At 70.1% G+C, this 25,264-nt stretch carries 20 protein-coding genes and 2 pseudogenes; 13 read left to right on the top strand and 9 right to left on the bottom strand.

Annotation, left to right across the window (positions count from 1 at the left end):
• Positions 1–83: 83 nt before the first annotated feature.
• Genes ALA01S_RS23760 through ALA01S_RS23750 form a run of 3 tightly spaced genes read right to left on the bottom strand, consistent with a single transcriptional unit; the run spans position 84 to position 3,257 of the window.
• On the bottom strand, positions 84–1,478 hold the full coding sequence (locus tag ALA01S_RS23760) for an MATE family efflux transporter (RefSeq protein ID WP_238455921.1): 1,395 nt from the start codon (positions 1,476–1,478) through the stop codon (positions 84–86).
• A 5-nt stretch (positions 1,479–1,483) separates the two neighbouring features.
• Positions 1,484–1,921: a DUF3717 domain-containing protein gene (locus ALA01S_RS23755; RefSeq protein WP_066341710.1), complete on the bottom strand. Its 438-nt coding sequence runs from the start codon at positions 1,919–1,921 to the stop codon at positions 1,484–1,486.
• Positions 1,922–1,943: 22 nt separating this feature from the next.
• Entirely contained in the window at positions 1,944–3,257 is a 1,314-nt protein-coding gene (locus ALA01S_RS23750; protein WP_066341703.1) for a tryptophan--tRNA ligase, read from the bottom strand.
• Between the two features lie 76 nt (positions 3,258–3,333).
• Here ALA01S_RS23750 and purN point away from each other — a divergent pair, with 76 nt between their 5' ends.
• The 3 genes from purN (at position 3,334) to ALA01S_RS23735 (ending at position 6,736) form a co-directional block, all read left to right on the top strand.
• Positions 3,334–3,960, top strand: coding sequence for a phosphoribosylglycinamide formyltransferase (gene purN, locus ALA01S_RS23745; protein ID WP_066341702.1), 627 nt, complete (start codon positions 3,334–3,336; stop codon positions 3,958–3,960).
• A 104-nt stretch (positions 3,961–4,064) separates the two neighbouring features.
• The gene (locus tag ALA01S_RS23740; RefSeq protein ID WP_066341701.1) at positions 4,065–5,324 is read left to right on the top strand and encodes an RsmB/NOP family class I SAM-dependent RNA methyltransferase; all 1,260 of its coding nucleotides are present in this window, start codon (positions 4,065–4,067) and stop codon (positions 5,322–5,324) included.
• Between the two features lie 200 nt (positions 5,325–5,524).
• Complete coding sequence (locus tag ALA01S_RS23735) at positions 5,525–6,736, top strand: DesA family fatty acid desaturase (protein WP_238455923.1); 1,212 nt, start codon at positions 5,525–5,527, stop codon at positions 6,734–6,736.
• A 205-nt stretch (positions 6,737–6,941) separates the two neighbouring features.
• Here the strand turns inward: ALA01S_RS23735 and rpmG are convergent, their stop codons facing one another.
• The 3 genes from rpmG to trxB form a co-directional block, all read right to left on the bottom strand.
• Entirely contained in the window at positions 6,942–7,112 is a 171-nt protein-coding gene (gene rpmG, locus ALA01S_RS23730) for a 50S ribosomal protein L33 (RefSeq protein WP_028998879.1), read from the bottom strand.
• Between the two features lie 29 nt (positions 7,113–7,141).
• Positions 7,142–7,375, bottom strand: a complete 234-nt coding sequence (gene rpmB / locus ALA01S_RS23725) for a 50S ribosomal protein L28 (protein ID WP_028998878.1) — start codon at positions 7,373–7,375, stop codon at positions 7,142–7,144.
• Positions 7,376–7,693: 318 nt separating this feature from the next.
• Positions 7,694–8,653, bottom strand: coding sequence for a thioredoxin-disulfide reductase (gene trxB, locus ALA01S_RS23720; protein WP_066341700.1), 960 nt, complete (start codon positions 8,651–8,653; stop codon positions 7,694–7,696).
• Between the two features lie 213 nt (positions 8,654–8,866).
• Between trxB and ALA01S_RS23715 the strand changes: the two genes are divergently transcribed.
• From ALA01S_RS23715 to lolA, 4 genes and pseudogenes are all read left to right on the top strand, one after another.
• Positions 8,867–9,538 (top strand): Crp/Fnr family transcriptional regulator, encoded by a 672-nt coding sequence (locus ALA01S_RS23715; RefSeq protein ID WP_066341699.1) that lies wholly within the window; start codon positions 8,867–8,869, stop codon positions 9,536–9,538.
• A gap of 114 nt (positions 9,539–9,652) precedes the next feature.
• A pseudogene (locus tag ALA01S_RS35495) lies at positions 9,653–10,261 on the top strand (DNA translocase FtsK 4TM domain-containing protein); the annotation flags it as partial.
• 681 nt (positions 10,262–10,942) lie between these two features.
• Positions 10,943–12,430 (top strand): annotated as a pseudogene (locus ALA01S_RS35490) (DNA translocase FtsK); the annotation flags it as partial.
• Positions 12,427–13,068, top strand: coding sequence for an outer membrane lipoprotein periplasmic chaperone LolA (gene lolA / locus ALA01S_RS23705; protein WP_066341696.1), 642 nt, complete (start codon positions 12,427–12,429; stop codon positions 13,066–13,068). The pseudogene ALA01S_RS35490 and the gene lolA, both read left to right, overlap by 4 nt.
• Positions 13,069–13,122: 54 nt before the next feature.
• Here lolA and ALA01S_RS23700 read toward each other — a convergent pair whose 3' ends face one another.
• Together ALA01S_RS23700 and ALA01S_RS23695 are read right to left on the bottom strand one after the other, a co-directional pair.
• Entirely contained in the window at positions 13,123–14,520 is a 1,398-nt protein-coding gene (locus tag ALA01S_RS23700; RefSeq protein ID WP_157119229.1) for a sensor histidine kinase, read from the bottom strand.
• 44 nt (positions 14,521–14,564) lie between these two features.
• Entirely contained in the window at positions 14,565–15,236 is a 672-nt protein-coding gene (locus tag ALA01S_RS23695; RefSeq protein ID WP_169805989.1) for a response regulator, read from the bottom strand.
• A gap of 305 nt (positions 15,237–15,541) precedes the next feature.
• On the opposite strand from ALA01S_RS23695, the gene ALA01S_RS23690 reads away from it, so the two are divergent.
• The 4 genes from ALA01S_RS23690 to ALA01S_RS23675 all read left to right on the top strand — a co-directional run bounded on the left by ALA01S_RS23690 (position 15,542) and on the right by ALA01S_RS23675 (position 21,962).
• Complete coding sequence (locus ALA01S_RS23690) at positions 15,542–16,831, top strand: TolC family protein (RefSeq protein WP_084267862.1); 1,290 nt, start codon at positions 15,542–15,544, stop codon at positions 16,829–16,831.
• Positions 16,832–16,949: 118 nt separating this feature from the next.
• Positions 16,950–18,086 carry an efflux RND transporter periplasmic adaptor subunit gene (locus tag ALA01S_RS23685; RefSeq protein WP_066341713.1) on the top strand — a complete coding sequence of 379 codons (1,137 nt, stop codon included), beginning with the start codon at positions 16,950–16,952 and terminating at the stop codon, positions 18,084–18,086.
• Positions 18,083–21,190 carry an efflux RND transporter permease subunit gene (locus ALA01S_RS23680; protein WP_066341691.1) on the top strand — a complete coding sequence of 1,036 codons (3,108 nt, stop codon included), beginning with the start codon at positions 18,083–18,085 and terminating at the stop codon, positions 21,188–21,190. The genes ALA01S_RS23685 and ALA01S_RS23680 overlap by 4 nt, the downstream gene beginning before the upstream one ends.
• A gap of 4 nt (positions 21,191–21,194) precedes the next feature.
• A complete protein-coding gene (locus ALA01S_RS23675) occupies positions 21,195–21,962 on the top strand; it encodes a hypothetical protein (RefSeq protein WP_238455920.1) in 768 nt (255 codons plus the stop codon).
• A 23-nt stretch (positions 21,963–21,985) separates the two neighbouring features.
• Here the strand turns inward: ALA01S_RS23675 and ALA01S_RS23670 are convergent, their stop codons facing one another.
• The gene (locus ALA01S_RS23670) at positions 21,986–23,341 is read right to left on the bottom strand and encodes a carbohydrate porin (RefSeq protein WP_238455919.1); all 1,356 of its coding nucleotides are present in this window, start codon (positions 23,339–23,341) and stop codon (positions 21,986–21,988) included.
• Positions 23,342–23,446: 105 nt separating this feature from the next.
• Between ALA01S_RS23670 and ALA01S_RS23665 the strand changes: the two genes are divergently transcribed.
• Together ALA01S_RS23665 and ALA01S_RS23660 are read left to right on the top strand one after the other, a co-directional pair.
• Complete coding sequence (locus tag ALA01S_RS23665) at positions 23,447–24,790, top strand: replication-associated recombination protein A (protein ID WP_066341690.1); 1,344 nt, start codon at positions 23,447–23,449, stop codon at positions 24,788–24,790.
• A gap of 230 nt (positions 24,791–25,020) precedes the next feature.
• A partial coding sequence (locus ALA01S_RS23660) for an ABC transporter permease subunit (RefSeq protein ID WP_407655829.1) occupies positions 25,021–25,264 on the top strand: 244 nt, incomplete at its 3' end.

Genomic DNA, 25,264 nt, shown 5'->3' with positions numbered 1-25,264 from the left:
GAGGTTGGCATTTGCCAAATACTCCCATGGCAATTCATTGGAAGGCGTGAATTCCGGTCTTCGCTTAATGACGGCTTGGTTTTCTATGCGTTGCGCTTAACCGATTTGGTTTTGCGGTTGACCCGCGCCAAAAGCCCGGCCAGTGCCAGTGCCGCGCTCATCAATCCCACCGCTGCAGCTGCCCAAAACCCGCGGGCTCCCCGCCAAACCTCTCCGGCATGCACCATGTCGAAGGCGAGCAAATAACCACCGCCTAAGCCCAGCACCCATACCGCCAGGGCGTAAATGAACATGGGCAGCGTGGTGACGTGCCAGGCGCGCAGCACGGCGGCCACGACGGCCTGCACCGCGTCGCCCACGTGATAAAGCGCCAGCCAGCTCAGCAGCGGCAGCGCCGCGGCAGCCACCCCGGCCTCGTGCGTGTACAGGCCCAGGACAGCATGGCGGCCCAGAAACAGTGCCAGCCCAAACAGCAGCGCCGCTGCCAGCCCAAGTTGCACGCCGCGCCAGCCCAGCCGGCAAGCGCCGGCAGGGTCCCCGGCACCTATGCGCTGCGCCACCAGCGTGCCGCAGGCGTTGCCGATGGCCAGCGGCAGCATGTAGAGCAGCCCGGCCAAGTTGGCCGCGATCTGGTGACCCGCCACCGGCAAGGTTCCCAGGCGGGCGATGAAGATGGCCATGAAGGTGAAGCCCGTCACTTCCACCACGATGGACAACCCCATGGGCACGCCCAGCTTGAGCATGTCCCGGATGGACGCCCACCGCGGCGCGCACACGCGGCGCAATTTGAAAGGTACGTAGAACGGGTCGCGGCGCAGCAGCGTCCAGGCCGCCAGCGCCTGCGCCCACATCACCACGGCAGTGGCGATGCCGCAGCCCGTGACGCCCAAGGGCTCTAAACCCAGCCGCGGCGCCCCGAACACCAGCAGCCAGGACAGCGGCAGTTTCAGGAACAGCCCGCCCACCTGCAGCGCCATCACCGCCTTGGGCCGCGACACGGCGGTGTTGAACCCTCTGAAAGCCGCGAACACCAGCGCGGCCGGCAGCGCAAACGCCACTGCCGCCATGTAGCCGCGCACGCGCTGCGCCACCTCCGGCGTGGCTTGCGCCACGGCCAGGAAGGGCTGCGGAAAGGCCAGCAGCAGGCAGCCCGGCACGGCCAGCGCCAGGGCCAGCCAGAAGGCTTGCTGAAGCTGCTCGCCGGCCTCGGCCAGCCTGCGCGCGCCAAACAGCCGCCCAACGATGGGGCCGACGGCGATGACCACGCCCATCAGCCCAATGAACACGCTTACGTAGGCCGCCGAGCCCACGGCCAGCGCGGCGAGGTCGCGCGCGTCGTGCCGCGCCAGCAGCAGCGTGTCCATGGTGGCGAAGGACAGCACCGCGATCTGGCCCACGAACACCGGCCAGGCCAGTGCGGCGATGTGCCGCAGGTCCTGGCCGAAACGCGGCGGCAAGGCAGCGGCGGCATCGGCCAAGGGCGTCAGTCCCGTTGAGCGTCGTGGGCTGTCGACATGGCGGCGCCGGCGCGCTCGGCGTAGCGGTTGAAACGCCAGGCCGTGCCCTGCAGCGTGATGCGGCGCCAGGTGGCGCGCTTTTCGGCCGGCGTCATGCGCGGCCAGTGCTGCACTTCGTCAAAAGTGCGGCCGCAGCCCTTGCAAAGCTCGTCGCCCTGGCTGGTGGAGCAGATGGCGATGCAGGGCGCGTCCGGCGTGGTGGCGTACCACTCCAGCCAGGCCATGTGAGCTTCGGCGGACAGGCTGTCCTCGTCCTGCTCCTGGCGGCGCTCGTAGACCATGAGGGCATAGACCTCGGCCAGGGCGCGCACTTCGGCGCAGGCGTTGATGCCGTCCGGAGACGGCTCGCGGCGGCGCCACCAGTTGATCGCCGCCTCGATGTCGAGCAAATGGATGCCGGCCATGGAACTGCTTTGCCGGCCGGGCTCAGGCCTGTTGGGCCGCCGCCACCAGCGCCGCCAGCGCCGCCTCCACCTGCGCGCGCTCGGCGCTGGCGTCCCACTGCACGGGGGCGCCTTCCAGCGCGGCCGCGCCCTCGGTCTTCAGGCGCTTGACCCAGGCGCCGGCCTCGCGGCCTTCGGCGATGGGCCCGCTTTGCAGCAGCACCGCGCCGTGCGCGCCGGTGAGCTTGAAGAAGAAGGCGCCGTCCTCGCGATACTGCTTGAACTCCGGCAGCGCCGACTTCGCGGCCGCCGCCTTGGCCTGCGCCGGCTGCGCCACGGCCACCATGGGCCGCAGGCCCACGGCGTGGCGCAGCTCGGACAGGAAGGGCGTGGCCGTGGCGCGGGCCTTGCGCGCGCCTTCCAGCAGCGCGTCCTCGATGCGCTCCGGGTGCGCCATCAGCTCGGCGTAGCGCGCCCGCATGGGGCCGATTTCGCCCTCGATCAGCGCCACCAGCCGCTGCTTGGCCTCGCCCCAGGCCAGGCCTTCGCGCAGCTCCTGGCGGAAGGCGGCGCGTGCGGCCTCGTCGGCGGCGAAGGCGTCAAAGATCGTGACCAGGTGCGAGCCGTCCGGGTCCTTGGGCTCGCCGGGCAGGCGCGAGTCGGTGACGATGCGCGCCACCGCGTCCTTCAGCCCGCGCTGCCCGCCTTCGAACAGCGGGATGGTGTTGTCGTAGCTCTTGGACATCTTGCGGCCGTCCAGGCCGGGCAGCGTCGCCACCGATTCCTCGATCTCCGCCTGCGGCAGCACGAACAGCTCGCGCCCGCCGCCGAAGAGGTGGTTGAAGCGCTGCGCCACGTCGCGCGCCATCTCGATGTGCTGCACCTGGTCGCGCCCAACGGGCACGCGGTGCGCGTTGAACATCAGGATGTCGGCCGCCATGAGGATGGGGTAGCTGAACAGGCCCATGGTCACGCCGGCGTCCACGTCCTCGCCCGCGGCCAGGTTGGCGTCGCTGGCGGCCTTGTAGGCGTGGGCACGGTTCATCTGGCCCTTGGCGGTGACGCAGGTCAGCAGCCAGGTCAGCTCGGTGATCTCGGGGATGTCGCTCTGGCGGTAGAAGGTCACGCGCTGCGTGTCCAGCCCGGCGGCCAGCCAGGTGGCGGCGATCTCCAGGCGCGAGCGTTCGATGCGCGCCGGGTCGTCGCACTTGATGAGCGCGTGGTAGTCGGCCAGGAAGAAGAAGCTTTCCACGCCGGGCGCGCGGCTGGCCACGATCGCCGGCCGGATGGCGCCGACGTAGTTGCCCAGGTGCGGCGTGCCGGTGGTGGTGATGCCGGTGAGAACGCGTTCGGTCATGGTGGCTGTGGGCAAGAGGAGTGCGCGCGGGAGAAAAACCGGCCATTCTAAGGAGGCGGCTACACTCTGCGCCCCCATGAAGCGCATCGTCATCCTGATCTCCGGCCGCGGCTCCAACATGCAGGCCGTGGCCCAAGCCTGTGCCCGCGAGGGCTGGCCCGCCCGCATCGCCGCCGTCATCTCCAACCGCCCGCAGGCCGCCGGCCTGGCTTGGGCTGCCGGGCAGGGCATCCCCACCGTCGGCCTGAACCATCAGGACTTCCCTTCGCGCGAGGCCTTCGACGCCGCGCTGCGCGAGGCCATCGATGCCTTCGAGCCGGACCTGCTGGTGCTCGCGGGCTTCATGCGCATCCTGGGCGCGGCGTTCACGCGCCACTACGAGGGCCGCATGCTCAACGTCCACCCTTCGCTGCTGCCGGCCTTCACCGGGCTGCACACGCACCGCCGCGCCATAGAGGCGGGCTGCAAGGTGGCCGGGGCGACGGTGCACTTCGTCACCGCCGAGCTGGACCACGGGCCCGTCGTGGCGCAGGCCATCGTCCCGGTGCTGCCGGCAGACGACGAACACACGCTGGCCGAGCGCGTGCTCGCGCAGGAGCACAAGCTCTACCCCATGGCGGTGCGCTGGTTCGTCGAGGGCCAGCTCGTCGTGGATGGCGGCCTGGTGCGCCACGCCGGCGGCGCAGCGCAACTGCTGGTTTGAAACAGGGCTGACGCTGGTCTGAAGTCGCGAATCCGCGGCGCTTGAGTCCGCCGCGACAGCCCTGCGCGGTGGGTGAGGGCGGGGCGGCTGGGATAATCGCAGGGATGCATCCGAATGCCCTGCTGGACCTGAGCACCGAGCTGCTGCGCTCCGTGCTGAAACTTGACCAACCTGCCGACGCCGTGGTGTCGGCCTTCTTCCGCCGTCAAGGCAAGCTGGGCTCGCGCGAGCGCCATGCGCTGGCCGAGACCACCTACCACGTGCTGCGCCACCGCCTGCGGCTGCAGCACCTGGCGCAAAGCGGCAGCGGCCCCATGGAACGCCGCCTGGCCGTGCTGGGCTGGCAGGGCGCCCAATCGGTGCTCAAGGTCAGCCTCTCGCCCCAGGAGCAGCAGTGGCTGCAGCACGCGCTGGCCATCGACGTCTCCACGATGCCGGACAAGCTGCGCCACAACCTGCCGGACTGGGTGGCGCAGCCGCTGCGCCAGCGCCTGGGCGAGGAGGAGTTCATGGCGCTGGCCAACGCCCTGAACCAGTCCGCGCCGCTGGACCTGCGCGTCAACCTGCTCAAGGCCAAGCGGGAGGAGGCCCTGGCCGCCCTGCAGGCCGCCGGCATCCCGGCCGAGCCCACACCGTACTCGCCCTGGGGCCTGCGCGTGCAGGGCAAGCCGGCCTTGAACCGCCTGGAAATCTTCACCAGCGGCGCCGTCGAGGTGCAGGACGAGGGCAGCCAGCTGCTGGCCCTCCTGGTGAGTGCCAAGCGCGGCGAGATGGTGGTGGACTTCTGCGCCGGCGCCGGCGGCAAGACGCTCGCCCTGGGCGCGGCCATGCGCAACACGGGCCGCCTCTACGCCTTCGACGTGGCCGGCGGTCGGTTGGATGCGCTCAAACCGCGCCTGGCGCGCAGCGGCTTGTCCAACGTTTACCCGGCGCTGCTGGCCCACGAGCGCGACGAGCGGGTAAAACGCTTGGCCGGCAAGATCGACCGCGTGCTGGTGGACGCCCCGTGTTCCGGCCTGGGCACGCTGCGCCGCAACCCGGACCTGAAATGGCGCCAGTCGCCGCAGGCATTGCAGGAACTGCGCGTGAAGCAGGCGTCCATCCTGGCCAGCGCCGCGCGGCTGGTGAAGAGCGGCGGGCGGCTGGTCTACGCCACCTGCAGCCTGCTGCAGGCGGAAAACGAGGACATTGCCCGCGACTTCGCCACCGCGCACCCGGATTTCGAGCTGCTGGACGCCGCCGCGCTGCTGGAGCAGGTGCAGGTGCCGCAGGCGGACACGCTGGTGAGCGATGGCTTCCTGCGCCTGTGGCCGCATCGCCATGCCACGGACGGCTTCTTCGCCGCGGTTTGGCAGCGGCGCTGAATCAGCACACGCTTCCCTTCCCACGTGGGCATCTCGCGTGCCGCAAAGCACGCACGTTGTCGGGCGCAGGGGCGGGCTTCGTGGATTTGTGCTACGCAAATCCAAGGCTTAAGCAGCGGTTCTGACCGCCGCGAGGGGTCCCCCCATACAATCCGCGCGCCCATTTGGAGGCTCAAGGCTTGGAATTCATGAACGAATTGATGGTGGTGCGCGACGCGGTATTGCAGTGGCTGGCTTATGGCCTGACCAAGGCGTCCTGGTGGCAGGTGCTGGTGTACACGCTGGTGGTGACGCACTTCACCATCCTGTCGGTGACGATCTTCCTGCACCGCTCGCAGGCACACCGCGCGCTGGACCTGCATCCGCTGCCCGCGCACTTCTTCCGCTTCTGGCTGTGGATGACCACCGGCATGGTCACCAAGCAGTGGGTGGCCATCCACCGCAAGCACCACGCCAAGTGCGAGACCGAGGAAGACCCGCACAGCCCGCAGACCCGCGGCATCAAGACCGTGCTGCTGCAGGGCGCCGAGCTCTACCGTGCCGAGGCCAAGGTGCAGGAGACGCTCAAGAAGTACGGCCACAACACGCCGGACGACTGGATTGAGCGCAACGTCTACACCCGCCACAGCGCGCTGGGCATCTCGCTGATGCTCATCATCAACGTGGCGCTGTTCGGTGCCCTGGGCCTGTCGGTGTGGGCGATCCAGATGCTGTGGATCCCCATCAACGCCGCCGGCATCATCAATGGCATCGGCCACTACTGGGGCTACCGCAACTTCGAGGCGCCTGACGCTTCCACCAACGTCTCGCCCTGGGGCCTGGTGATCGGCGGCGAAGAGCTGCACAACAACCACCACACCTACCCGACGTCGGCCAAGTTCTCCATCAAGCCTTTCGAATTCGACATCGGCTGGGGCTACATCCGCGCACTGGAGATGCTGGGCCTGGCCAAGGTGCGCAAGACCGCGCCGCAGATGAAGCTGGGCGCCGTGAAGGCCGTGGCCGACGGCAAGACGCTGGAAGCCATCATCGCCAACCGCTACGAGGTGATGGCCCGCTACGGCAAGGAGCTCAAGCGCGCCTGCGCCACCGAACTGGATCACCTCAAGGCCCAAGGTGCGCAGAACACGGCCAAGTGGGCCGAGCTGCGCCTGGCCAAGCGCTGGCTGCACCGCGACGAGGACAAGATCCCCAGCGCCGTGAAGCCGCAGATGGAGCGCGCCATCTCCGCCAGCCCCGCGCTGGCGCAACTGGTGGCCATGCGCGAGGAACTGCGCCAGCTCTGGACCCGCACCAACGTCTCCGCCGAGCAACTGGTGCTGGACCTGCAGGCCTGGTGCCGCCGCGCCGAGGACAGCGGCATCGCCGCACTCCAGGACTTCTCGCGCAAGCTGCGCGCGGTGCACGCGTAAAGCCTTCGCCGTTCTCCAGCCTTCCTTTCAACGCAAAAGCCCGCGCGAGCGGGCTTTTTTATTGGGCAGGACAGGTCAGTTCCTCGATTCCTTTGCACCTCTCCCCCTGAAGGTAAAGGTGTCAACGTAGGGTAGGCAGGACAGGTCGCCCCAAAAAGAAAAGGCCCGCAGCAGCGGGCCTTTTTCGTGCGCGGACCTGGGCAGGTCACTTCAGCTTGATTTCCTTGTACAGGACGTGCTTGCGCGCCTTGGGGTCGAACTTCATGAATTCGAGCTTTTCGGGCGTCGTCTTCTTGTTCTTGTTGGTCGTGTAGAAATGACCCGTGCCGGCCGTCGATTCCAGCTTGATCTTTTCGCGTCCGCCTTTGGTGGCCATGATGTGCTCCTAGTGGTTGCGGCGGCTGATTACAGCTCGCCCTTGGCGCGCAGGTCAGCGACGACCTGGTCGATGCCGACCTTGTCGATCAGGCGCAGCGCGGCGTTGGACACGCGCAGACGGATAAAGCGGTTCTCGCTCTCCATCCAGAAGCGGCGGTACTGCAGGTTCGGCAGGAAGCGACGCTTGGTTTTGTTGTTGGCGTGGGAGACGTTATTCCCCACCATCGGGCGCTTGCCCGTGACTTGACAGACGCGTGCCATGACGCTTCTCCACTTTCTCTCGGATTTCGGGAGCGGTGCACAGCGCAGGAGAACCGGTACGACAGCCCTTCCAGCTTGGGTCAGGCCTGGCCTGCCTCCTGATGCACACCCTTCGAGGGCCCGCGCCGGCATTCCATCTGGAAAGCAAGGCGAGCCACTTCTCGGCAAAGACGGCGATTATAGCCACAAACAGCCGAAGCCTGGTGCCAAGGCTTTGCCGTGCTCAGGAATCGCCGTGAATGCCGCAATGAACGGCGCCGTGCCCGCGGGGCTGGCCGCGCTGAAGGCGGCCCAACCGGGGGCAGGGCGCCGCGGGGATCAGACCGTCTGCTGCTCCAGGAAGCGCTGTGCATCCAGCGCAGCCATGCAGCCCGTGCCGGCGCTGGTGATGGCCTGGCGGTAGATGTGGTCCTGCACGTCGCCGGCGGCAAAGACGCCGGGCACGCTGGTCATGGTGGCAAAGCCCTCGGAGCCGCTGCGGGTGAGGATGTAGCCGTCCTTCATCTCCAGCTGGCCTTCGAAGATCTGCGTGTTGGGCGAGTGGCCCACGGCTATGAACACGCCCTGCAGTTGCAGCTCCGTGGTGGAGCCGTCCTGCGTGTTGCGCAGCCGCACGCCGGTGACGCCGCTGTTGTCGCCCAGCACCTCTTCCAGCGTGTTCCACAGGTGCAGCTCGATCTTGCCAGCGGCCACCTTCTCCATGACCTTGTCCACCAGGATGGGCTCGGCGCGGAACTTGTCGCGGCGGTGGATCAAATGCACCTTGGCGGCGATGTTGGAGAGGTAGAGCGCGTCTTCCACCGCTGTGTTGCCGCCGCCCACCACGCAGGCCTGCTGGTCGCGGTAGAAGAAGCCGTCGCAGGTGGCGCAGCCGGAGACGCCGCGGCCCATGAAGGCCTCTTCGCTGGGCAGACCCAGGTACTTGGCGCTGGCGCCGGTGGCGATGATGAGCGTGTCGCAGGTGTAGGTGCCGCTGTCGCCCTTGAGCGTGAACGGGCGCTTGGTGAAGTCCACGGCGTTGATGTGATCGAACACGATTTGCGTGTTGAAGCGCTCGGCGTGCTGCTGGAAACGCTGCATCAGGTCCGGGCCCATGACGCCGGCCACGTCGGCGGGCCAGTTGTCCACCTCGGTGGTGGTCATGAGCTGGCCGCCCTGGGCCATGCCCGTGACCAGCATGGGTTTGAGGTTGGCGCGGGCGGCATAGATGGCGGCGGTGTAGCCGGCAGGGCCGGAGCCCAGGATCAAGACCTGGGCATGAAGGGTGCTGTCGTTCATGGCGGTGTTTTCTTGGATTCGGCACGGCGCGCAAGGTGGGGCAGGCCGACCGGGAAGTCTGACATGGCGCGCGCGAGTCGTGATTTGGCGTTCTCAAACGCCACAATAGCTATTGGGCGCAGTCGGGAACTTTGGGCCGTATCCCGTTACTGTCGCCTTACGTATGGCGCAGGGCCTTCCATTGCGCCTTTCTCTTCTTCTGAAAGGAAGCCGATGTCGCTGCTGCTGTCGAACCTGGATCTCATCCGGCGGGTCCCGTTGTTCTCGCTGTTGACCACCGAGCAGGCGCAGACCATTGCCGACAGCGTCGTGAAGCGCCGCTTCCGACGCGGTGAGCTGGTGGTGGAGCAGGGCCGCAAGAGCAACGCGCTGTTCATCCTGCTCAACGGCCGCGCCCGCGTGCTCACGGCCGACTCGCGCGGGCGCGAGGTCATCCTGGCCGTGCTGCAGTCCGGCGACTATGTGGGCGAGATGAGCCTCATAGACAACGAGCCCCACTCCGCCACCGTGCGCGCCGAGGTGCAGACCGACATGCTCATCCTGGGCCGCCAGGAGTTCGCGCGCTGCCTGCCGGAGTCCTCCAGCCTGTCCTACGCCATCTTGCGCGGGCTGGTGGCGCGGCTGCGCAATGCCGACCGGCAGATCGAGTCGCTGGCGCTGCTGGACGTCTACGGCCGCGTGGCGCGCACGCTGCTGGACATGGCCGAGGACGACAACGGCGTCAAGGTCATCCGCGGCAAGGTCTCGCGCCAGGACATGGCCAAGGTCGTGGGCGCCTCGCGCGAAATGGTCAGCCGCGTCATGAAGGACCTGGAGGAGCGCGGCATGATCGAGACGCAGGAAAGCGGTGCCGTCGTTCTCAAGGATCGGCTGCTGGCCGACTGACGCGCGGCGCACGGCCGCGGCGTTTTTGTTGCACTGCGGCATCTGCATCACGCGCCGCACGTATCCGCTCGTGAATGCGGCGGCCCGGCCCGGCCGCCGCGCCACAATTCGGGGATGAGCTTTCCGCTGGGTTCCCTCTCCGAGTCCCCCAATACCTACCGGCGCCGCCCCGGCGCCACCACCGAGTCCACACCGCCGCCGCCGCCGCGCTGGCGCACGCAGTTGTGGCTCATGGGGGGCGCCATTCTTGGCCTGCTGTTCCTGCTGGCGCTGATCACGCGCGACGGCGCCGATCCGGGCTTTTCGACTTCCGGCGATGGCCGGCCGCTGGTGCACAACCAGGTCGGCCTGTTGGGCGCGTGGACGGCCGACCTGGGCCTGTTCCTCTTTGGCTGGTCCGTGTGGTGGCTGCCGCTCATAGGCCTGCGCCTGTGGCTGGGCACGCTGGCGCGGCTGCTGCGCGGCGAGGGTGGCCCGCCGCCGCGACGCCTGGCCTTTTGCGTGGGCGTGCTGCTGCTGTTGGCCGCGAGCTGCGCGCTGGAGTGGAGCCGCCTGTACCGCTGGGAAGACGGCCTGCCCGGCCATGCCGGCGGGGTGCTGGGCTACCTGCTGGGCCCGTGGAGCCTGAAGTGGCTGGGCTTTGCCGGCTCCGGCGTGGCCTGGATCGTCACGCTGGTGCTGGGCCTGTCGCTGGCGCTGCGCTTTTCCTGGATCGCCCTGGCCGACCGCATTGGCGGTGCCGTCGAGGGCGTGATGGAGGCTGTGCGCAAGGCCATGGAAAACATGGTGGACCGCCGTGCCGGCCGCCAGGCCCTGCGCGAGCGCCAGGAAGTGGCCGAGCGCCAGGGCCAGGAAGCCGCTCACACCATACGCATTGACCCGCTGCACGAGGAGCCGCCCGCCGCCGAGGCGCCGCCGCCCCCGCCGCGGCGCCGCCGAGCCCCCGCGGCCAAGCCCATGGAGCCGGTGGAGCCCGTGTTCGCCCCCGAGGCCGACGACACGGTGGTGGAGGCCGAGGCCGTCGTCATCGAGCCCGCCGTGGTGGACGTGCCCTTCACCGAGGTGACGGCCCCGCGCGCCGCTGAGCCGCCCAAGGCTCGCGCCACGGTGGATGCCGGAGATGAAGCGCAGGCCCCGGCCCCGGCCGAGCCGCCCCGCGCCGAGCCGCCCAAGCCGGCGCCGTCCGCCAAGCCCGCCGCCGTTTCGCAGCCGCCCTGGGATGAGGGCCTGCCCCCGTCCGCCATGGACGACGATGACCTGCTCGACCTGGGCGATGACGACGTCATCCCGCCCCCCGCGCCCACTTCGGCTCCGGCCGCCGTGAAACCGGCCCCGGCGACCCGCCCCGTGCCCGTGGCGCCGCCGCCCCCGCCGCGTGCCCCCGTTGCCCCGGGCGAGGCCGTGCTGCCTGACGTGGACCTGCTCGACGCCGCCCCCGCCGCGCGCGAGAGCGTCTCGGCCGAAACGCTGGAGATGACCTCGCGCCTCATCGAGAAGAAGCTCAAGGACTTCGGCGTGGACGTGCGCGTGGTGGCGGCCTCGCCGGGCCCGGTGATCACGCGCTACGAGATCGAGCCCGCCACGGGCGTGAAGGGCTCGCAGATCGTCAACCTGGCCAAGGACCTGTCGCGCTCGCTGAGCCTGGTGAGCATCCGCGTGGTGGAGACCATCCCGGGCCGCACCACCATGGCGCTGGAGCTGCCCAACGCGCGGCGGCAGATGATCCGCCTCACGGAAATCCTGGACTCGCGCGCCTACCGCGAGGCCCCCTCGCTGCTGTCCATCGGCTTGGGCAAGGACATCGTGGGCGCCCCCGTCGTGGTCGACCTGGCCAAGATGCCCCACTGCCTCGTCGCCGGCACCACCGGGTCGGGCAAGTCCGTGGGCATCAACGCCATGATCCTGTCGCTGCTCTACAAGGCCGAGGCCGACGAGGTTCGCCTGATCCTCATCGACCCCAAGATGCTGGAGATGAGCGTCTACGAGGGCATTCCGCACCTGCTGTGCCCCGTGGTGACGGACATGAAGCAGGCCGGCAACGCGCTCAACTGGTGCGTGGCCGAGATGGAACGGCGCTACAAGCTCATGTCCAAGCTGGGCGTGCGCAACCTCGCCGGCTACAACAAGAAGATCGACGAGGCCGCCGAGCGCGAGGAGCACATCCCCAATCCCTTCAGCCTCACGCCGGAGGAGCCCGAGCCGCTGGATCGGCTGCCTTTCGTGGTGGTCGTGATCGACGAGCTGGCCGACCTGATGATGGTCGTGGGCAAGAAGATCGAGGAGCTCATCGCCCGCCTGGCGCAGAAGGCCCGCGCCGCCGGCATCCACCTCGTGCTGGCCACGCAGCGGCCCAGCGTGGACGTGATCACCGGCCTGATCAAGGCCAACATCCCCACGCGGCTCTCCTTTCAGGTCAGCTCCAAGATCGACTCCCGCACCATCCTCGACCAGATGGGCGCCGAGGCACTGCTGGGCCAGGGCGACATGCTCTACCTCACGCCCGGCGGCGGCATCCCGGTGCGCGTGCACGGCGCCTTCGTTTCCGACGAAGAGGTGCACCGCGTCGTGGACTACCTCAAGCAGCACGGCGAGCCCAACTACATCGAAGGCATCCTGGAAGGCGGCGTGCTGGAGAGCGACGGCGGCAACGGCGTCACCAGCATTGGCGGCAGCGTGGAGAGCGACGGCGAGTCCGACCCCATGTACGACCAGGCCGTGGCCGTCGTCCTGCAGCACAAGCGCGCCAGCATCTCGCTGGTGCAACGCCACTTGCGCATCGGCTACAACCGCGCCGCGCGGCTGCTGGAACAAATGGAGAAATCCGGGCTCGTATCGGCCATGGCCACCAACGGGAACCGGGACATCATCGTCCCCAAGCGCGAAGAGGTATGAGCAAACGAGCAGTCACGGCCTTGGGCCGCCTTGTGACACCCCTGGCCGCGGCGGCGCTGCTGCTGGCCGCCGCGGGCGCGGCGCGGGCCGACGCGCTGGAGTCGCTGCGCGACTTCGTGCGCGAAGCCAAGACCGGCCGCGCCGCCTTCACCCAGACCGTCACCTCGCCCGACGGCGCCAAGAAGAAGGCCAGCAGCGGCAACTTCGAGTTCTCGCGTCCGAACCGCTTCCGCTTCGAGTACCTCAAGCCCTACGAGCAGCTCATCGTGGGCGACGGGCAAAAGGTGTGGATCTTCGACGCCGACTTGCAGCAGGCCAGCTCCCGCCCGCTGGCGCAGGCCCTGGGCTCCACCCCGGCGGCGCTGCTGGCCGGCGGCTCGCTGGACAAGGATTTCAACCTCTCCAACCTGCCCGCCTCGCAGGGGCTGGAATGGGTGCAGGCCCTGCCGCGCGACAAGGAAAGCGCCTTCCAGTCGCTGCGCGTGGGTTTCAAGGGCCGTGCCCTCGCGGCCATAGAGATCGTGGACAGCTTCGGCCAGCACTCGCGGCTGGACTTCAACGACCTCGCCACCAACGTCTCCGTGGCGCCGGAGGACTTCAAGTTCGTCCCGCCCAAGGGTGTTGCCGTCGTCGAATGAGCTGACGCGCGCTTTGCAGGGCGCGCCGGCGCGGGGCAGGGCGGCGCGGGCCGGTCAGCCCGGCTGAGCGGCCACTGCCCCATCGAACCGCATCGTCACGCAAGCCCCGCCCGCCTCCGATTCGCCCATGAAGACGCTGGCGCCGTGCAGCTCGGCGATCTCGCGGACGATGGCCAGCCCCAGCCCGCTGCCGTCCACCTGCACGCCCGCGCCGCGCACGAAGCGCTCGAACACCTGCTCGCGCTCGGCCTGCGGCACGCCCGGGCCGTCGTCGCACACCAGCAGCGCCGGCGGCGAGGTTTCAAAGGCAATCCACACCCGCCCGCCGCGCTTGCAATAGCGCAGCGCGTTGTCCAGCAGGTTGCCCAGCGCCTCGGACATCAGCTCGGCCTGCACGGCCACCCTCAGCGGCTGCTCCGGGGCGATCAGCTCCAGCGTGATGCCGGCATGGTCGGCCCGGTCTATGAAGGAGCTGCCCACGTCCGCCGCCAGCGCCACGAGGTCCGTCGTCCGGCACTCCAGCGCGCCGCGCAGCTCCGGGTCCAGCCGGCCCAGCGACAGCAACTGCTGCACCATGCGCGCGCTGCGCTGCGTGCTCGCCTCCAGCTCGCGCAGCACGCGCCGCGTGCTCTCCAGGTCCGGCGCCTCGGAGGCGCGCGCCAGGCCCAGCTGCAGTCCCGTCAGCGGCGTGCGCAACTGGTGCGCGGCCGTGGCGGCGAACTGGCGCTCGCGCGCGAGCATGTCGCGTATGCGCTGCAGCAGGTTGTTGAGCGCCGTGGCAAAGGGCATGAGCTCGCGCGGCACGTCACCCGCCGGTATGGGCTGCAGCGAGCGGTGCGAGCGCTCGTTCCAGCGCGCCGCAATGGCCTCCAGCGGCCGTATGGAGCGCCGCACGCCCCACACGATGGCTCCCACCGCCGCCATGCCGGCCAGCAGCGCCACCGGCGCCAGCAGCAGCACGATGTTGTCCCGGGTACGCACGCGCTTGCGCACCGTCTCGCCCACCAGCGCCACGGCGCTGTGGCCCGCGCCATCGCTCACTTCCACCCGCGCCACGCTGGCGGCCTGGCCGTCTATGGTGGTGTCGAAGGCCATGCCGTGGTCGTAGTGGCGCAGCCGCGTGCCTGTCTCCGGTACGCCCAAGTGGCCGCCCACGTGGTGGCCGTCCTGCTCCACCGCGTAGCTGGTGCGGTCGATCTCGTCGTAGGTCAGGAAGGTTTCGGCCGCCGGCGGCAGCACCAGGCTCGCCCGGCCTTCGGCATCGAAGCGCACCTGGCGCGACAGCGAGTGCGCCGCATCCAGCAGCCAGCGGTCGTACACCCGGTCCGTGAAGCGCTGCGCCACCACCGTGCCCAGCAGCGCCGTGGCGCCCACGATGGCCAGCAGCGGCAGCATCAGCCGCAGCAGCAGCTCGCGCTTGAGCCGCAGGGCGCGTCCGCCGGAACCGGGCATGTCCCGCTCGTCCTGGAAGGAAAAACTGCGGCGGCGGCGCGCGCTCAAGGCTGGGCCGGCTCGTCCTGCAGCACCAGCCGGTAGCCGAAGCCGCGCACGGTCTGGATCTCGGTGCCCGACCCCATGAGGCGGCGGCGCAGCCGCGACACGTAGACCTCGGCGGCGCTGTCGCCCACCTCCAGGTTGCGCTCGGCCAATGCGTCTATCAGCACCCGCTTGGGCACCACGTGCGGCGCGCGCCGCACCAGCAGGCCCAACACCTCGAACTCGCGCGGCGAGAGCTCCAGTTGCCGGCCGTGCACCAGCACGCGGCCCTCGCGGCCCAACCAGTTGACCTCGCCAAACTGCAGCAGCTCGCCGCGCGCGGCGGCGGCGCGGCGGGTGAGCACCTCCACGCGCGCGTCCAGCTCCTCGGCGGCAAAGGGCTTCACGAGGTAGTCGTCCGCGCCCGCCTGCAGCCCTTCCACGCGATCGGCCACGCGGTCGCGCGCGGTGAGCACCAGCACGGGCGTGATGCGGTCGCGCTCGCGCAGCTTGAGCAGCCAGTCCAGCCCGTCGCCGTCGGGCAAGCCGCGGTCCAGCACCATCAGGTCGTAAGCCCCGTCGCGCAGCGCCGCGTCGGCCTCGGCCAGGCTGGCGCAGTGCAGCACGGCCCAATCGCGCGAGCGCCAGCGCAGCGACAGCTCGTGGGCAATCAGGGAATCGTCTTCGATCAACAGCAAACGCATGGCAGGAAAACGCAGGGCGAAACGCAACCCGCAAGCCTAGCGCGCCGCAGGGGCTGTCCCGCGGCGCGCAGCGCCTTGGGTGTGGTTGCTGCGCGCAAGGCGTCACGTCAGACAGCCCGGCGTAAGAAGTTTTGTTTCCTGCACGGTCATTGATAGATGTTTGAAAGCTGAGCTTCCCAGCATCGCGCTCTTCGTCGCCCCTGGCGGCCGTGCCGGCGGGTCCGGCGCGGCGCTGCCGAGCTTTTCGGTTTTTGCTGTGTCGCGGTGCTTCAGTTGATGGCGCCGCCGTTCGAATGCGCCTGCTTCCCCGTCTTCTTCTCGTGCTGGCCTGGCCTGCCGCGGCCTGGGCCTGTCCGCCGCTGCCGCCCGAGGCTGCCGCGTCACTGACTCCCGAGGCCGTGCGCGAGCGCGTGCCGCAGTGCCACCCCGACGTGCTGGCCGCCGAGCGCGCGTTGGGCGCCGCTGCGGCCGACGTGCTCACCGCCGGCCAGCGGCCCAACCCGACGCTGGGCCTGGGGGCGGCCAACTTGGGCCGCAACATGGGCCCCGGCTCGCTGTGGAACAAGGCCTTCGACCACCAGTTGCGCGTGGACCAGCTCGTGGAGCGCGGCGGCAAGCCGCGGCTGCGCGTGGCCACGGCACAGGCGCAGCGCGAGGCCGCGCGCGCAGACCTGGCCGAGATCGTGCGCCAAGCCACGTTCTCCACGCTCACCGGCTACCACGCCCTGGCCGCGGCGCTGGCGCGGCGCGAGGAGCTCAGCGCCGCGGCGGCGCTCAACCGCGAGTCGCTGGCCGCGTTCGACAAGCGCGTGAAGAGCGGCGACGCCGCGCGGCTGGATGCCACCCGCTTCGAGCTGGACGCGCTGCGTGTGCAGGCCGACCTGGTGCAGGCTGACACCGAGCTGCGCGCGTTGCGCCAGCAGCTCGCCCTGGCCCTGGGTGCGGCGGAGCAGGCCGCGCGGCTGCAGCCGCGGCTGGCGGCGCCTTCCGTGCCTGCGGACGGCAGGGCTCCCGCATCGCCAGACCCCGAGCGGCTGCCCGCCGTGGCCGCCGCGCAGGCGCGGCTGCAGGCGGCCGAGCGCGCCCGCGAGCTGGCGCGTGCGCAGCGCACCCGCGACGTGGGCGTGGGCGTGCAGCTCGACCGCTATCCCGTCACCCCCACCAACGACAGCGGCACGGGCAACACCGTCTCGCTCTTCGTGAGCGTGCCGCTGATGGTGAACCACGCCTACGAGGGCGAGATCGCCCGCGCGGAGGCCGACGTGGACACCGCCGCCGAGGCGCTGCGCCGCGCCCGCGCCGAGGCTGCCGACGAGGCCGCCCGCGCCCAAGCCCAGTGGCAGGGCGCCCAAGCCCGCCGCCGCCTGGTGCTGCAGGAGCTGCTGCCCGCGGCCGAGCGGGTGGCCGCCGGTGCCGAGCTGGCTTTCAGCCGCGGCGCCAGCGGCGTGCTGGAGGTGCTGGACGCCCGCCGCGCGCTGCGTGCGGCGCAACTGGAGCGCATCAACGCCGAGGCCGAGCTGGCCCAGGCCGCCGCCGCGCTGCAGGCCAGCGCCACCGCTTATGACGCGGCCGGCGCGCCTTGAAAGCCCTGCGCACCACGCCACGCCCGCTTGCCTGACCAAAGCCGAGATGCCGCTGCAGCGCCTGCCCGGAGCTGACAAGACGGCCGCACCGCACCCCGACATTTCTTTCGAGCCGTTCATGACTCCTCCGTTTTCCACCAGCCCCCGTGCCCTGGCCTGCGCCCTGGCCCTGTGCGCCCTGCTGGCCGCGGGCTGCACCAAGCACGAGGCGCCCCAGGCCGAACCCGAGCCCACCGTGGCCGGCGCCGTGGTCAGCTTCCCCGGCGAGAAGGACCCGACGGGCATTCGCGTCGTCGAAGTCAGCGCCGACGCCGAGCGCAACCTCACCGTGCCGGGCCGCCTGGCCTGGGACGAGGACCGCACCGCACGCGTGTGGGCGCCCTACGGCGGCCGCATCGAGCGGCTGCGCGCCACGGTGGGCCAGGCGGTCAAGCGCGGCGACGCACTGGCCGAGCTGAGCTCCGGCGACATCGGCCAGGCCCAGGCCGACTTCCACAAGGCCGAGGCCGACCTGCGCCTGGCCCGCAGCGCGGCCGAGCGCGCGCGCGAGCTGGGCACGGCCGGCGTCATCGCCGGCAAGGAAGTGCAGCAGGCCGAGGCCGACATGGCCCGCGCCCAGGCCGAGGACGCCCGCACCCGTGCCCGCCTGGCCCAGTACGGCGTGGGCGTGCAGTCCGTGACGCAAAGCTTCAGCCTGGCCGCGCCGCTGGCCGGCGTGGTGGTGGAACGAAATACCAACCCCGGCACCGAGGTGCGGCCGGACGTGCAGGGGCCGCCGCTCTTCGTCATCAGCGACCCCACCTCGCTGTGGGCCACGCTGGACGTGGACGAAACCCTGCTTGCCCCCTTCAAGCCCGGCGCGCAGGTGCAGTTGCGCGTCGCGGCCTGGCCGGACGAGCGCTTCCCGGCCACCGTGGTCAACGTCGGCGAGGCCGTGGATGCGCAGACCCGCACGGTCAAGGTGCGCGTGCGTGTGGCCAACCCCGAGCGCAAGCTCAAGGCCGAGATGTACGTGAACGCGGACATCCGCCAGGCGTCCGTACAGCCGCAGGTGCCGGCGGATGCGGTGTTCCTGCGCGGCAGCCAGTCCTTTGCCTTCGTCCAGCAGGCGCCGGGGCGCTATGAGCGCCGCGAGGTGCAGGTGCGCACGGCCGGACCGCAGTCGGTGACGGTGCTCTCCGGCCTCAAGGGCGGCGAGCGCGTGGTGGTGGGCGGCGGCCTGTACCTCAACCAGCTCATGGACGCCGCCAAATGATGAACCGCTTCGTCCAGTTCGCGCTCAAGCAGGCCCTCATGGTCTGGCTGGCGCTGGCCGTGTTCATTGGGGCGGGCGTCATCGCCTTCCAGAACCTGCCGGTGGAGGCCTTCCCCGACGTGTCGGACACGCAGGTCAACGTCATCGCGCTGTACCCGGGGCGCGCGGCGGAGGAGGTGGAGAAGCAGGTCACCATCCCCATCGAGATCGCGCTCACGGGCATCCCGAACACGGTGCGGCTGTTCACGCACACCCAGTACGGGCTGTGCTTCATGATGGTCACCTTCGGCGACAAGACCACCGACCAGCTCGCGCGCCAGCAGATCCTGGAGCGGCTGCGCTCGGTGGACCTGCCCCCGGGCGTGGACACGGAGGTGCCGCCGCCCTCGACGGCCATCGGCGAGATCCTGCGCTTTCGCCTGCGCGGCGACGGCTACACGCCGCGCGAGCTGCGCGAGATCCAGGACTGGGTGGTGGAAAAGGCCCTGCGCCAGGTGCCGGGCGTGGCCGACTTGGTGACGCTGGGCGGCGCCATCAAGCAGTACGAGGTCAACCCCGACATGGAGCGGCTGCGCGACCGCAAGCTCAGCCTGCAGGACCTCTTCAATGCGCTGCAGCGCGCCAACGCCAACGCCGGCGGCGGCGCCATGACGCAGGGGCGCCAGCAGTTCCTGGTGCGCTCGCTGGGCAGTTTTACGTCCTCCGCCGACATCGAGCGCGTGGTGGTGGCCGAGAAGGACGGCGCCCCCGTGCTGGTGCGCGACGTGGCGCAGGTGCGCGTGGGCCAGTTCCCGCCGCAGGGCCTGGCCGGCCAGGACAACGCCGACGACATCGTCAACGGCGTGGTGGTGATGCGCAAAGGCGAGAACCCGTCCAACGTGCTGGATGCGCTGCATGACCGCATTGCCCAGCTCAACCAGCGCGGCCTGCCCAAGGGCGTGCAGATCGAGCCCTACTACGACCGCAGCTGGCTCATCGGCAAGACGCTCAAGACGGTGTTCCAGAACCTCACCGAAGGCGCGCTGCTGGTGATGTTCGTGCTGTTCCTGTTCCTGCAGAACCTGCGCGCGGCGGCCATCGTGGCGGCGGTGATCCCGCTGTCGCTGCTGGCCACCTTCCTGGGGCTGACCTTCGTGGGCATCCCGGCCAACCTGCTGTCGCTCGGGGCCATGGACTTCGGGATCATCGTGGACGGCGCGGTGATCGTGGTGGAGAACATTTTCAGACGGCTGGGCGAGCTCAACGAACACCAGATGAAGAGCAAGGCCGAGCGTTTGAAAGCCGTCACGCGCGCGACCATAGAGGTGGGCCGTCCGACCCTGTTCTCCATGGTCATCATCATCGCGGCCCATTTGCCCATCTTCACGTTGCAGCGCCACGAGGGCCGCATCTTCTCGCCCATGGCGTGGAGCGTGACCTCGGCGCTGGTGGGCTCGCTGGTGCTGGCGCTGTCGCTGGTGCCGCTGCTGTGCCTGCTGCTGCTCAAGAAGCAGGTGCCGCACGAGGACAACGCGCTCGTAAGGGGGTGCAAGAAGCTTTACACCCCGGCGCTGGAATGGGCGCTGCACCGGCCCAAGGCCGTGCTGCTGGTGGCCGTGGCGGCGCTGGCCGGCGCGGGCGTGGTGGGCTCGCTGCTGGGCTCGGAGTTCCTGCCGGAGCTCGACGAGGGCACGGTGTGGGTCAACACCACGCTGCCGCCCTCGGTGTCGCCCACCGAGGCGCAGCAGATGGCCCGGCGCGTGCGCGACACGCTGCGCACCGTGCCTGAGGTCTCCACCGTGGTCACCAAGGTGGGCCGCCCGGACGACGGCACCGACCCCAAGATCTTCAACGGCCTGGAAGCCTTCGTCGGCTTCAAGCCGGAGGGGCAGTGGCGCGCGGGCATGAACAAGGAAAAGATCATCGAGGCCATGGACACGGCCCTGAACGATCTGCCCGGGCTGGAGACGGCCTTCTCACAGCCGATCCGCGACAACGTGCTGGAAAGCATTTCGCAGATCGACGGCCAGGTGGTCATCAAGATCAAGGGCGACGACCTGGACAAGCTGCGCGAGCTGGCCACCAAGATGGTGACGCTGGCCCGGCGCACCCAGGGCGTGAGCCGCGCCTTCATCGACCGCGAGGGCCAGCTGCCGCAGGTCAAGATCGACATCGACCGCGACGCCGCCGCCCGCTACGGCATCAACGTGGGCGACGTGCAGGACGTGATCGAGACTGCGCTGGCGGGCAAGGCCACGTCCGACCTGTGGGAGGGCGAGCGCCACTTCGCCGTGACGGTGCGCCTGGCGCCGCAGTACCGCAGCATCGACGCGCTGGGCCGGCTGCTGGTGACCTCGCCCTCGGGGGCGCAGATTCCGCTGTCGCAGCTCGCGCACATCAGCCAGGCCAGCGGCGCGATGAACATCGCCCGCGAGAACGGGCAGCGCGTGGCGGCGGTGGGCATCTTCATCCGTGGCCGCGACATGGGCTCGGTGGTGGCGGACCTGCAGGCGGCCTCCGCCAAGGAGCTTCAACTGCCGGCGGGCTACGACATCGTCTGGTCCGGCGAGTTCGAGAACCAGCAGCGCGCCATGAAGCGGCTGTCGTGGGTGGTGCCGCTGTCCATCCTGGTCATCTTCCTGCTGCTGTTCGATGCCTTCAAATCGTTCAACAACGCGCTGCTGATCGTGGCCAACATCCCGTTCGCGTTGATCGGCGGCATCCTGGCGCTGGCGATCACGGGCATTCCGCTGTCGGTGTCGGCGGCCATCGGCTTCATCGCGCTGTTCGGCCAGGCGGTGCTCAACGGGGTGGTGATGGTGACCTACTACAACCAGTTGCGCGCGCAAGGCATGGGCCTGACCGAGGCCGTGCTGCAGGGCAGCCTCACGCGGCTGCGCACGGTGCTGATGACGGCCATGCTGGCCATGCTGGGCCTGTTCCCCATGGCGCTGTCGCACGCCATCGGCGCGGAGACGCAGCGCCCGCTGGCGGTGGTGGTGATCGGCGGCCTGGTCTCGGCCACGGTGCTGACGCTGCTGGTACTGCCCACGCTCTACGCCTGGATGGCGCGGCGCGAGGAGAAGAAGGGCATCAAGCCCGTGCTCATGGGCGGCCACCCCTGAGGCCATGAAAGCGCCACGCCGCCTCCGCCCCTGGCATGCCGGTGCGGGCGCGGCGCTGGCGCTTTTCGTTGGCCTGGCCGCGGCGCAGACGCCGGTGGCGCAGGACGATCACCCGCTGCCCTTCAAGTTCACCGCCACGCGCCATATGGTGCATAACGGCCCGGACGGGCTGGACGTCAACCTGCGCTGGCGCCGCGAGGACAGCAGCGCCTGGATCGGCGCCTACCGCGACCGCGACTTCGGCAACCAGGCCCGCGCGGGCTGGGACGGCGTCTGGCACCTGGGGGGCGACGCGCTGCCGGTGCCGCTGTCGCTGCTGCCCTCGCTGCAGGTGGCCACGCGCGGTTTCGTCGGCGGCAGCCTCGCGCTGCAGGCGGGCGAGCGCTTTTACGTGCAGGCCGGCATTGGGCGCACCAACCTCAAGCCTTACCAAAACCTCAACTTCGATCCCAACGACGCGCTCACGGCCGTGGTGGGCTGGAAGGGCGAGGACGGCCGCGCCCTGGGCGTGACGGTGGTGCGCGACGACCGGCTGCACACCGGGCAGCAGCATGTGCACCTCACCGGCCAGTGGCCGCTGCCGCAAGGCCGGCGCCTGACGCTGGACCTGCTGCGCAAGCAGGGGCAGATGGAGGACGGCACGTTCATCCGCGCCACCGGCTTCACCGTGACGCTGGACTTCCCGCGCTGGTTCCTGCGCGCCGCCTGGGACCCCAGGCAGAACTTCGAGGCGCAGGACGTGCTGCGCGTGGGCGCGGGCTGGCGCTTCTGAGGCGGGCCGGCGGCCGCGCCGGCTCAAAGCTCCAGGTGCAGCCGCAGGCCTACGAAGCGGGCCGGCCCGCGGTCGGCGTTGTAGCCGGGGTTGGCGATGCGCTGCCAATCCAGCCCAAGCGTGGCCTGGGGCGCGAGCTGCAGGTTGTAGAAGGCCTCCAGCACGCGCTCGGTGCCGTAGCGCAGCCGCCCGTCCCCCAGGAAGAAGCCCAGGCCGCCGGCGGCCAGGTAGTCGCGGTGCGCGGCCGAGAGGCCGTTGTGCGCCAGGGCCAGGCCCAGCCTGTCCTGGCCGCGTCCCCACGAGGTGCCGCGCACCAGCACGCCGGCCGACAGCGAGCGGTCTATTTCCGTGAAGGCATAGGTCTCGGTGGCGCCGTCGCTGGCGCTGGCGCGGGCGAAGAGGCCCACGTCGGGGTGCAGTTGCTGCTCCAGCGCCAGGCCCAGGCCGCGCTTGGTCTGCTCGCCGTCGCGCGCGGCGGCCAGGTCCGGCACGGTGCCGCCGGCGCGGGCCAGGGCCAGCGCGTCGTCGTAGCGCGCCATGCGGGCGCGGTTGCGGAAGGCCAGCAGCCGCAGCGCGCCGGGCTGGCCGGCCCACTCGTGGCCGTGCTCCAGCTCGATCTGGTCGCCGTAGTGCGCGCCCAGGCGCCCATCCAGCGCCTGGCCGTTGGGTTCCTTGGGTTGGGCAAAGCGGCCGGCGCGCAGCGCCCAGGCGCCGTCGCGAGCCTCCACGGCCGCGCCCCAGGTGTAGCCGCGCGCATCGGCGGCGAAGTCCCAGGCGCCGTGCGTGACCAGCGACCAGTTCAGGAACTGCGTGCGCGGGTCGTGGCTGTAGGCGTTGGCATCGAACAGGTCCGTCACCGCGTAGTTGCCCACCATGAAGCTCAGCCGCCGCCGCGTGGTGGCCAGGGGCAGTTGATTGACGCCGCCCTCGACGCTGTCGGCTTCGCCGCCCAGGTCCACGGTCTGGCGCAGGAACAGCCGGGCACGGTAGATGCGCGGATTGGGGCCGGAGCTGCGCGCCATCTCGCCGTTGGTGAAGCCTCCTAAACCCGTGAGCTCGGACAGCGGCACGCCGGCGGCCACTTCGGGGTTGAGCCACAGCTCGCCGCCGCGCCAGGCGCGCCAGCCCAGCGCCGCGGTGGCGGTGAAGCTGTGGCTGCGCTCTCGTTCGGCGTGCAGGCTGTGCTCGCCGGCGTAGGGCGAGCGCAGGGCGGGCTTGCGCTGCCAGACGTAGGTGCTCTGGAAGCGGGCGTCCCAGTCCGGCAGCGTGTCGGCGCCGGTGTCCTGTTGGGCGCCGGCCCAGCCGGGCAGCAGTGCGGGCAGGGCCAGCGCCAGGGCGCGCGCCGCGCGCGCGGCGGCAGATCGTCGGGTCTTGTTCACGGGAGGGCAGGTGGGCTGGCCGGGGGCAAAGGCCGGCGATGGTACGCAAGGCGCGTGTCGGCCCCGTGACCGTGATGTCAACAGTGCGGCTGAGACAATCAAGCCATGGATGCCCAGGAAAGCTTGTTCGTGCCCGCCCAACCGTCGTCCCCGGCTGGAGGCGCTGCCCCGATGCAGGCGCCGCTGGCCGAGCGGCTGCGGCCGCACAGCCTCGATGAAGTCATCGGCCAGCAGCACCTGCTGGGCCCCGGCAAGCCGCTGCGGCGCGCGTTCGAGACGGGGCGGCTGCATTCCATGATCCTGTGGGGCCCGCCGGGCGTGGGCAAGACGACGCTGGCGCGGCTCATGGCCCAGGCCTTCGACGCGGAGTTCATCGTCATCTCGGCGGTGCTCGGGGGCGTCAAGGAAATCCGCGAGGCCGTGGAGCGCGCCCGCGCGGCGCAAGGCCAGGGGCGCGCGGCGGTGGTGTTCGTGGACGAGGTGCACCGCTTCAACAAGGCGCAGCAGGACGCCTTCCTGCCGCACGTCGAGGCGGGGCTCTTCACCTTCATCGGCGCCACCACCGAAAACCCCAGTTTCGAAGTCAACGCCGCGCTGCTGTCGCGCGCCACGGTGCACGTGCTCAAGTCGCTGGCCGACGAGGACATGCGCGCGCTCATTGCCCGTGGCCGCGAGGCGCTGGGCGCGCCGCCCATGAGCGAGGCGGCGCAGGCGCGGCTCATCGGTTATGCCGACGGCGACGCGCGGCGGCTGCTCAACGCCTTTGAAAACCTCGTGGCCCTGGCCGGCGACACGCCGGAGCTGGACGAGCCGCTGCTGGAGCGCACCTTGGGCGAGCAACTGCGCCGCTACGACAAGGGCGGCGACCAGTTCTACGACGCCATTTCCGCGCTGCACAAATCCGTGCGCGGCTCCAACCCCGACGCCACGCTGTACTGGCTGGCGCGCATGCTCGACGGCGGGGCCGACGCGCGCTACGTGGCGCGGCGCCTCATACGCATGGCCGCCGAGGACATCGGCCTGGCCGACCCGCGCGCGCTGCGCCTGGCCTTGGATGCGGCCGAAACCTACGAGCGCCTGGGCTCGCCCGAAGGCGAGCTGGCGCTGGCGCAGGCCGCGGTGTACCTGGCCGTGGCGCCGAAGTCCAACGCCGTCTACAAGGGCTGGAACGCGGTGCGCGCCTTCGTGAAGCGCGACGGCACCCGACCGGTGCCGCTGCACCTGCGCAATGCACCCACTGCGCTCATGAAGCAGCTCGACCACGGGCGCGACTACCGCTATGCGCACGACGAGGCCGGCGGCTACGCGGCCGGCGAGCGCTACCTGCCGGACGGCGTGGACGAGCGCTTCTACGAGCCGGCGCCGCGGGGGCTGGAAATCAAGATAGGCGACAAACTCGCCGAACTGCGCCGCCTGGACGCCGCCGCGCGCGAAGATGGCGACCGTTGAACACTCTTGATGTAAGCGAAGCTTTCTTCGCTTGACTGGCGGCGCGAGGGCAACTCCCGAGCATTTGGGCGGGAGTGCACACCTACAATCCGCCGTTTTTCGGCAGCCGGGCCCGTTCACCAATGGGGGCCGGCATGGCCCGTGCGTATCCCCCGCCCGGCCGCGACCCGAACGAGCCGAAAAACAGGCGCCAGCCATGCGCCGGCAGTAAGCAGCAGGAGATCCCTCGGATGGATATTTTTCTTCAGCAGATCATCAATGGTCTGGTGCTGGGCAGCATGTACGCGCTCGTGGCACTGGGCTACACGATGGTCTACGGCATCATTAATCTCATCAACTTCGCTCACGGCGAGGTGCTCATGGTGGGGGCCATGGTCAGCTGGACCGTGGTTTCCGCCCTGGGCGATTCCGGCCTGCCGGGCTGGCTGCTGATGCTGATCTCGCTCATCGCCGCCATCGTCATCTGCGCGGCCC

This window comes from Azohydromonas lata NBRC 102462, assembly GCF_001571085.1.
Classification (GTDB): Bacteria; Pseudomonadota; Gammaproteobacteria; order Burkholderiales; family Burkholderiaceae_C; genus Azohydromonas; species Azohydromonas lata.
Note: the sequence above shows the minus strand (reverse complement) of the source record. Positions and strands in the feature narration are given on the sequence as shown.

Bases quoted from the DNA above. Each gene is read 5' to 3' on its own strand.
- ALA01S_RS23740 (WP_066341701.1), top strand. From the start codon at position 4,065: ATGCATCCGAATGCCCTGCTGGACCTGAGCACCGAGCTGCTGCGCTCC.
- lolA (WP_066341696.1), top strand. From the start codon at position 12,427: ATGAGCAAACGAGCAGTCACGGCCTTGGGCCGCCTTGTGACACCCCTG.
- ALA01S_RS23755 (WP_066341710.1), bottom strand. From the start codon at position 1,921: ATGGCCGGCATCCATTTGCTCGACATCGAGGCGGCGATCAACTGGTGG.
- ALA01S_RS23665 (WP_066341690.1), top strand. From the start codon at position 23,447: ATGGATGCCCAGGAAAGCTTGTTCGTGCCCGCCCAACCGTCGTCCCCG.
- ALA01S_RS23690 (WP_084267862.1), top strand. From the start codon at position 15,542: ATGCGCCTGCTTCCCCGTCTTCTTCTCGTGCTGGCCTGGCCTGCCGCG.
- ALA01S_RS23735 (WP_238455923.1), top strand. From the start codon at position 5,525: ATGGTGGTGCGCGACGCGGTATTGCAGTGGCTGGCTTATGGCCTGACC.
- ALA01S_RS23700 (WP_157119229.1), bottom strand. From the start codon at position 14,520: ATGCCCGGTTCCGGCGGACGCGCCCTGCGGCTCAAGCGCGAGCTGCTG.
- ALA01S_RS23715 (WP_066341699.1), top strand. From the start codon at position 8,867: ATGTCGCTGCTGCTGTCGAACCTGGATCTCATCCGGCGGGTCCCGTTG.
- ALA01S_RS23680 (WP_066341691.1), top strand. From the start codon at position 18,083: ATGATGAACCGCTTCGTCCAGTTCGCGCTCAAGCAGGCCCTCATGGTC.
- rpmB (WP_028998878.1), bottom strand. From the start codon at position 7,375: ATGGCACGCGTCTGTCAAGTCACGGGCAAGCGCCCGATGGTGGGGAAT.
- ALA01S_RS23685 (WP_066341713.1), top strand. From the start codon at position 16,950: ATGACTCCTCCGTTTTCCACCAGCCCCCGTGCCCTGGCCTGCGCCCTG.
- ALA01S_RS23750 (WP_066341703.1), bottom strand. From the start codon at position 3,257: ATGACCGAACGCGTTCTCACCGGCATCACCACCACCGGCACGCCGCAC.
- purN (WP_066341702.1), top strand. From the start codon at position 3,334: ATGAAGCGCATCGTCATCCTGATCTCCGGCCGCGGCTCCAACATGCAG.
- trxB (WP_066341700.1), bottom strand. From the start codon at position 8,653: ATGAACGACAGCACCCTTCATGCCCAGGTCTTGATCCTGGGCTCCGGC.
- ALA01S_RS23675 (WP_238455920.1), top strand. From the start codon at position 21,195: ATGAAAGCGCCACGCCGCCTCCGCCCCTGGCATGCCGGTGCGGGCGCG.
- rpmG (WP_028998879.1), bottom strand. From the start codon at position 7,112: ATGGCCACCAAAGGCGGACGCGAAAAGATCAAGCTGGAATCGACGGCC.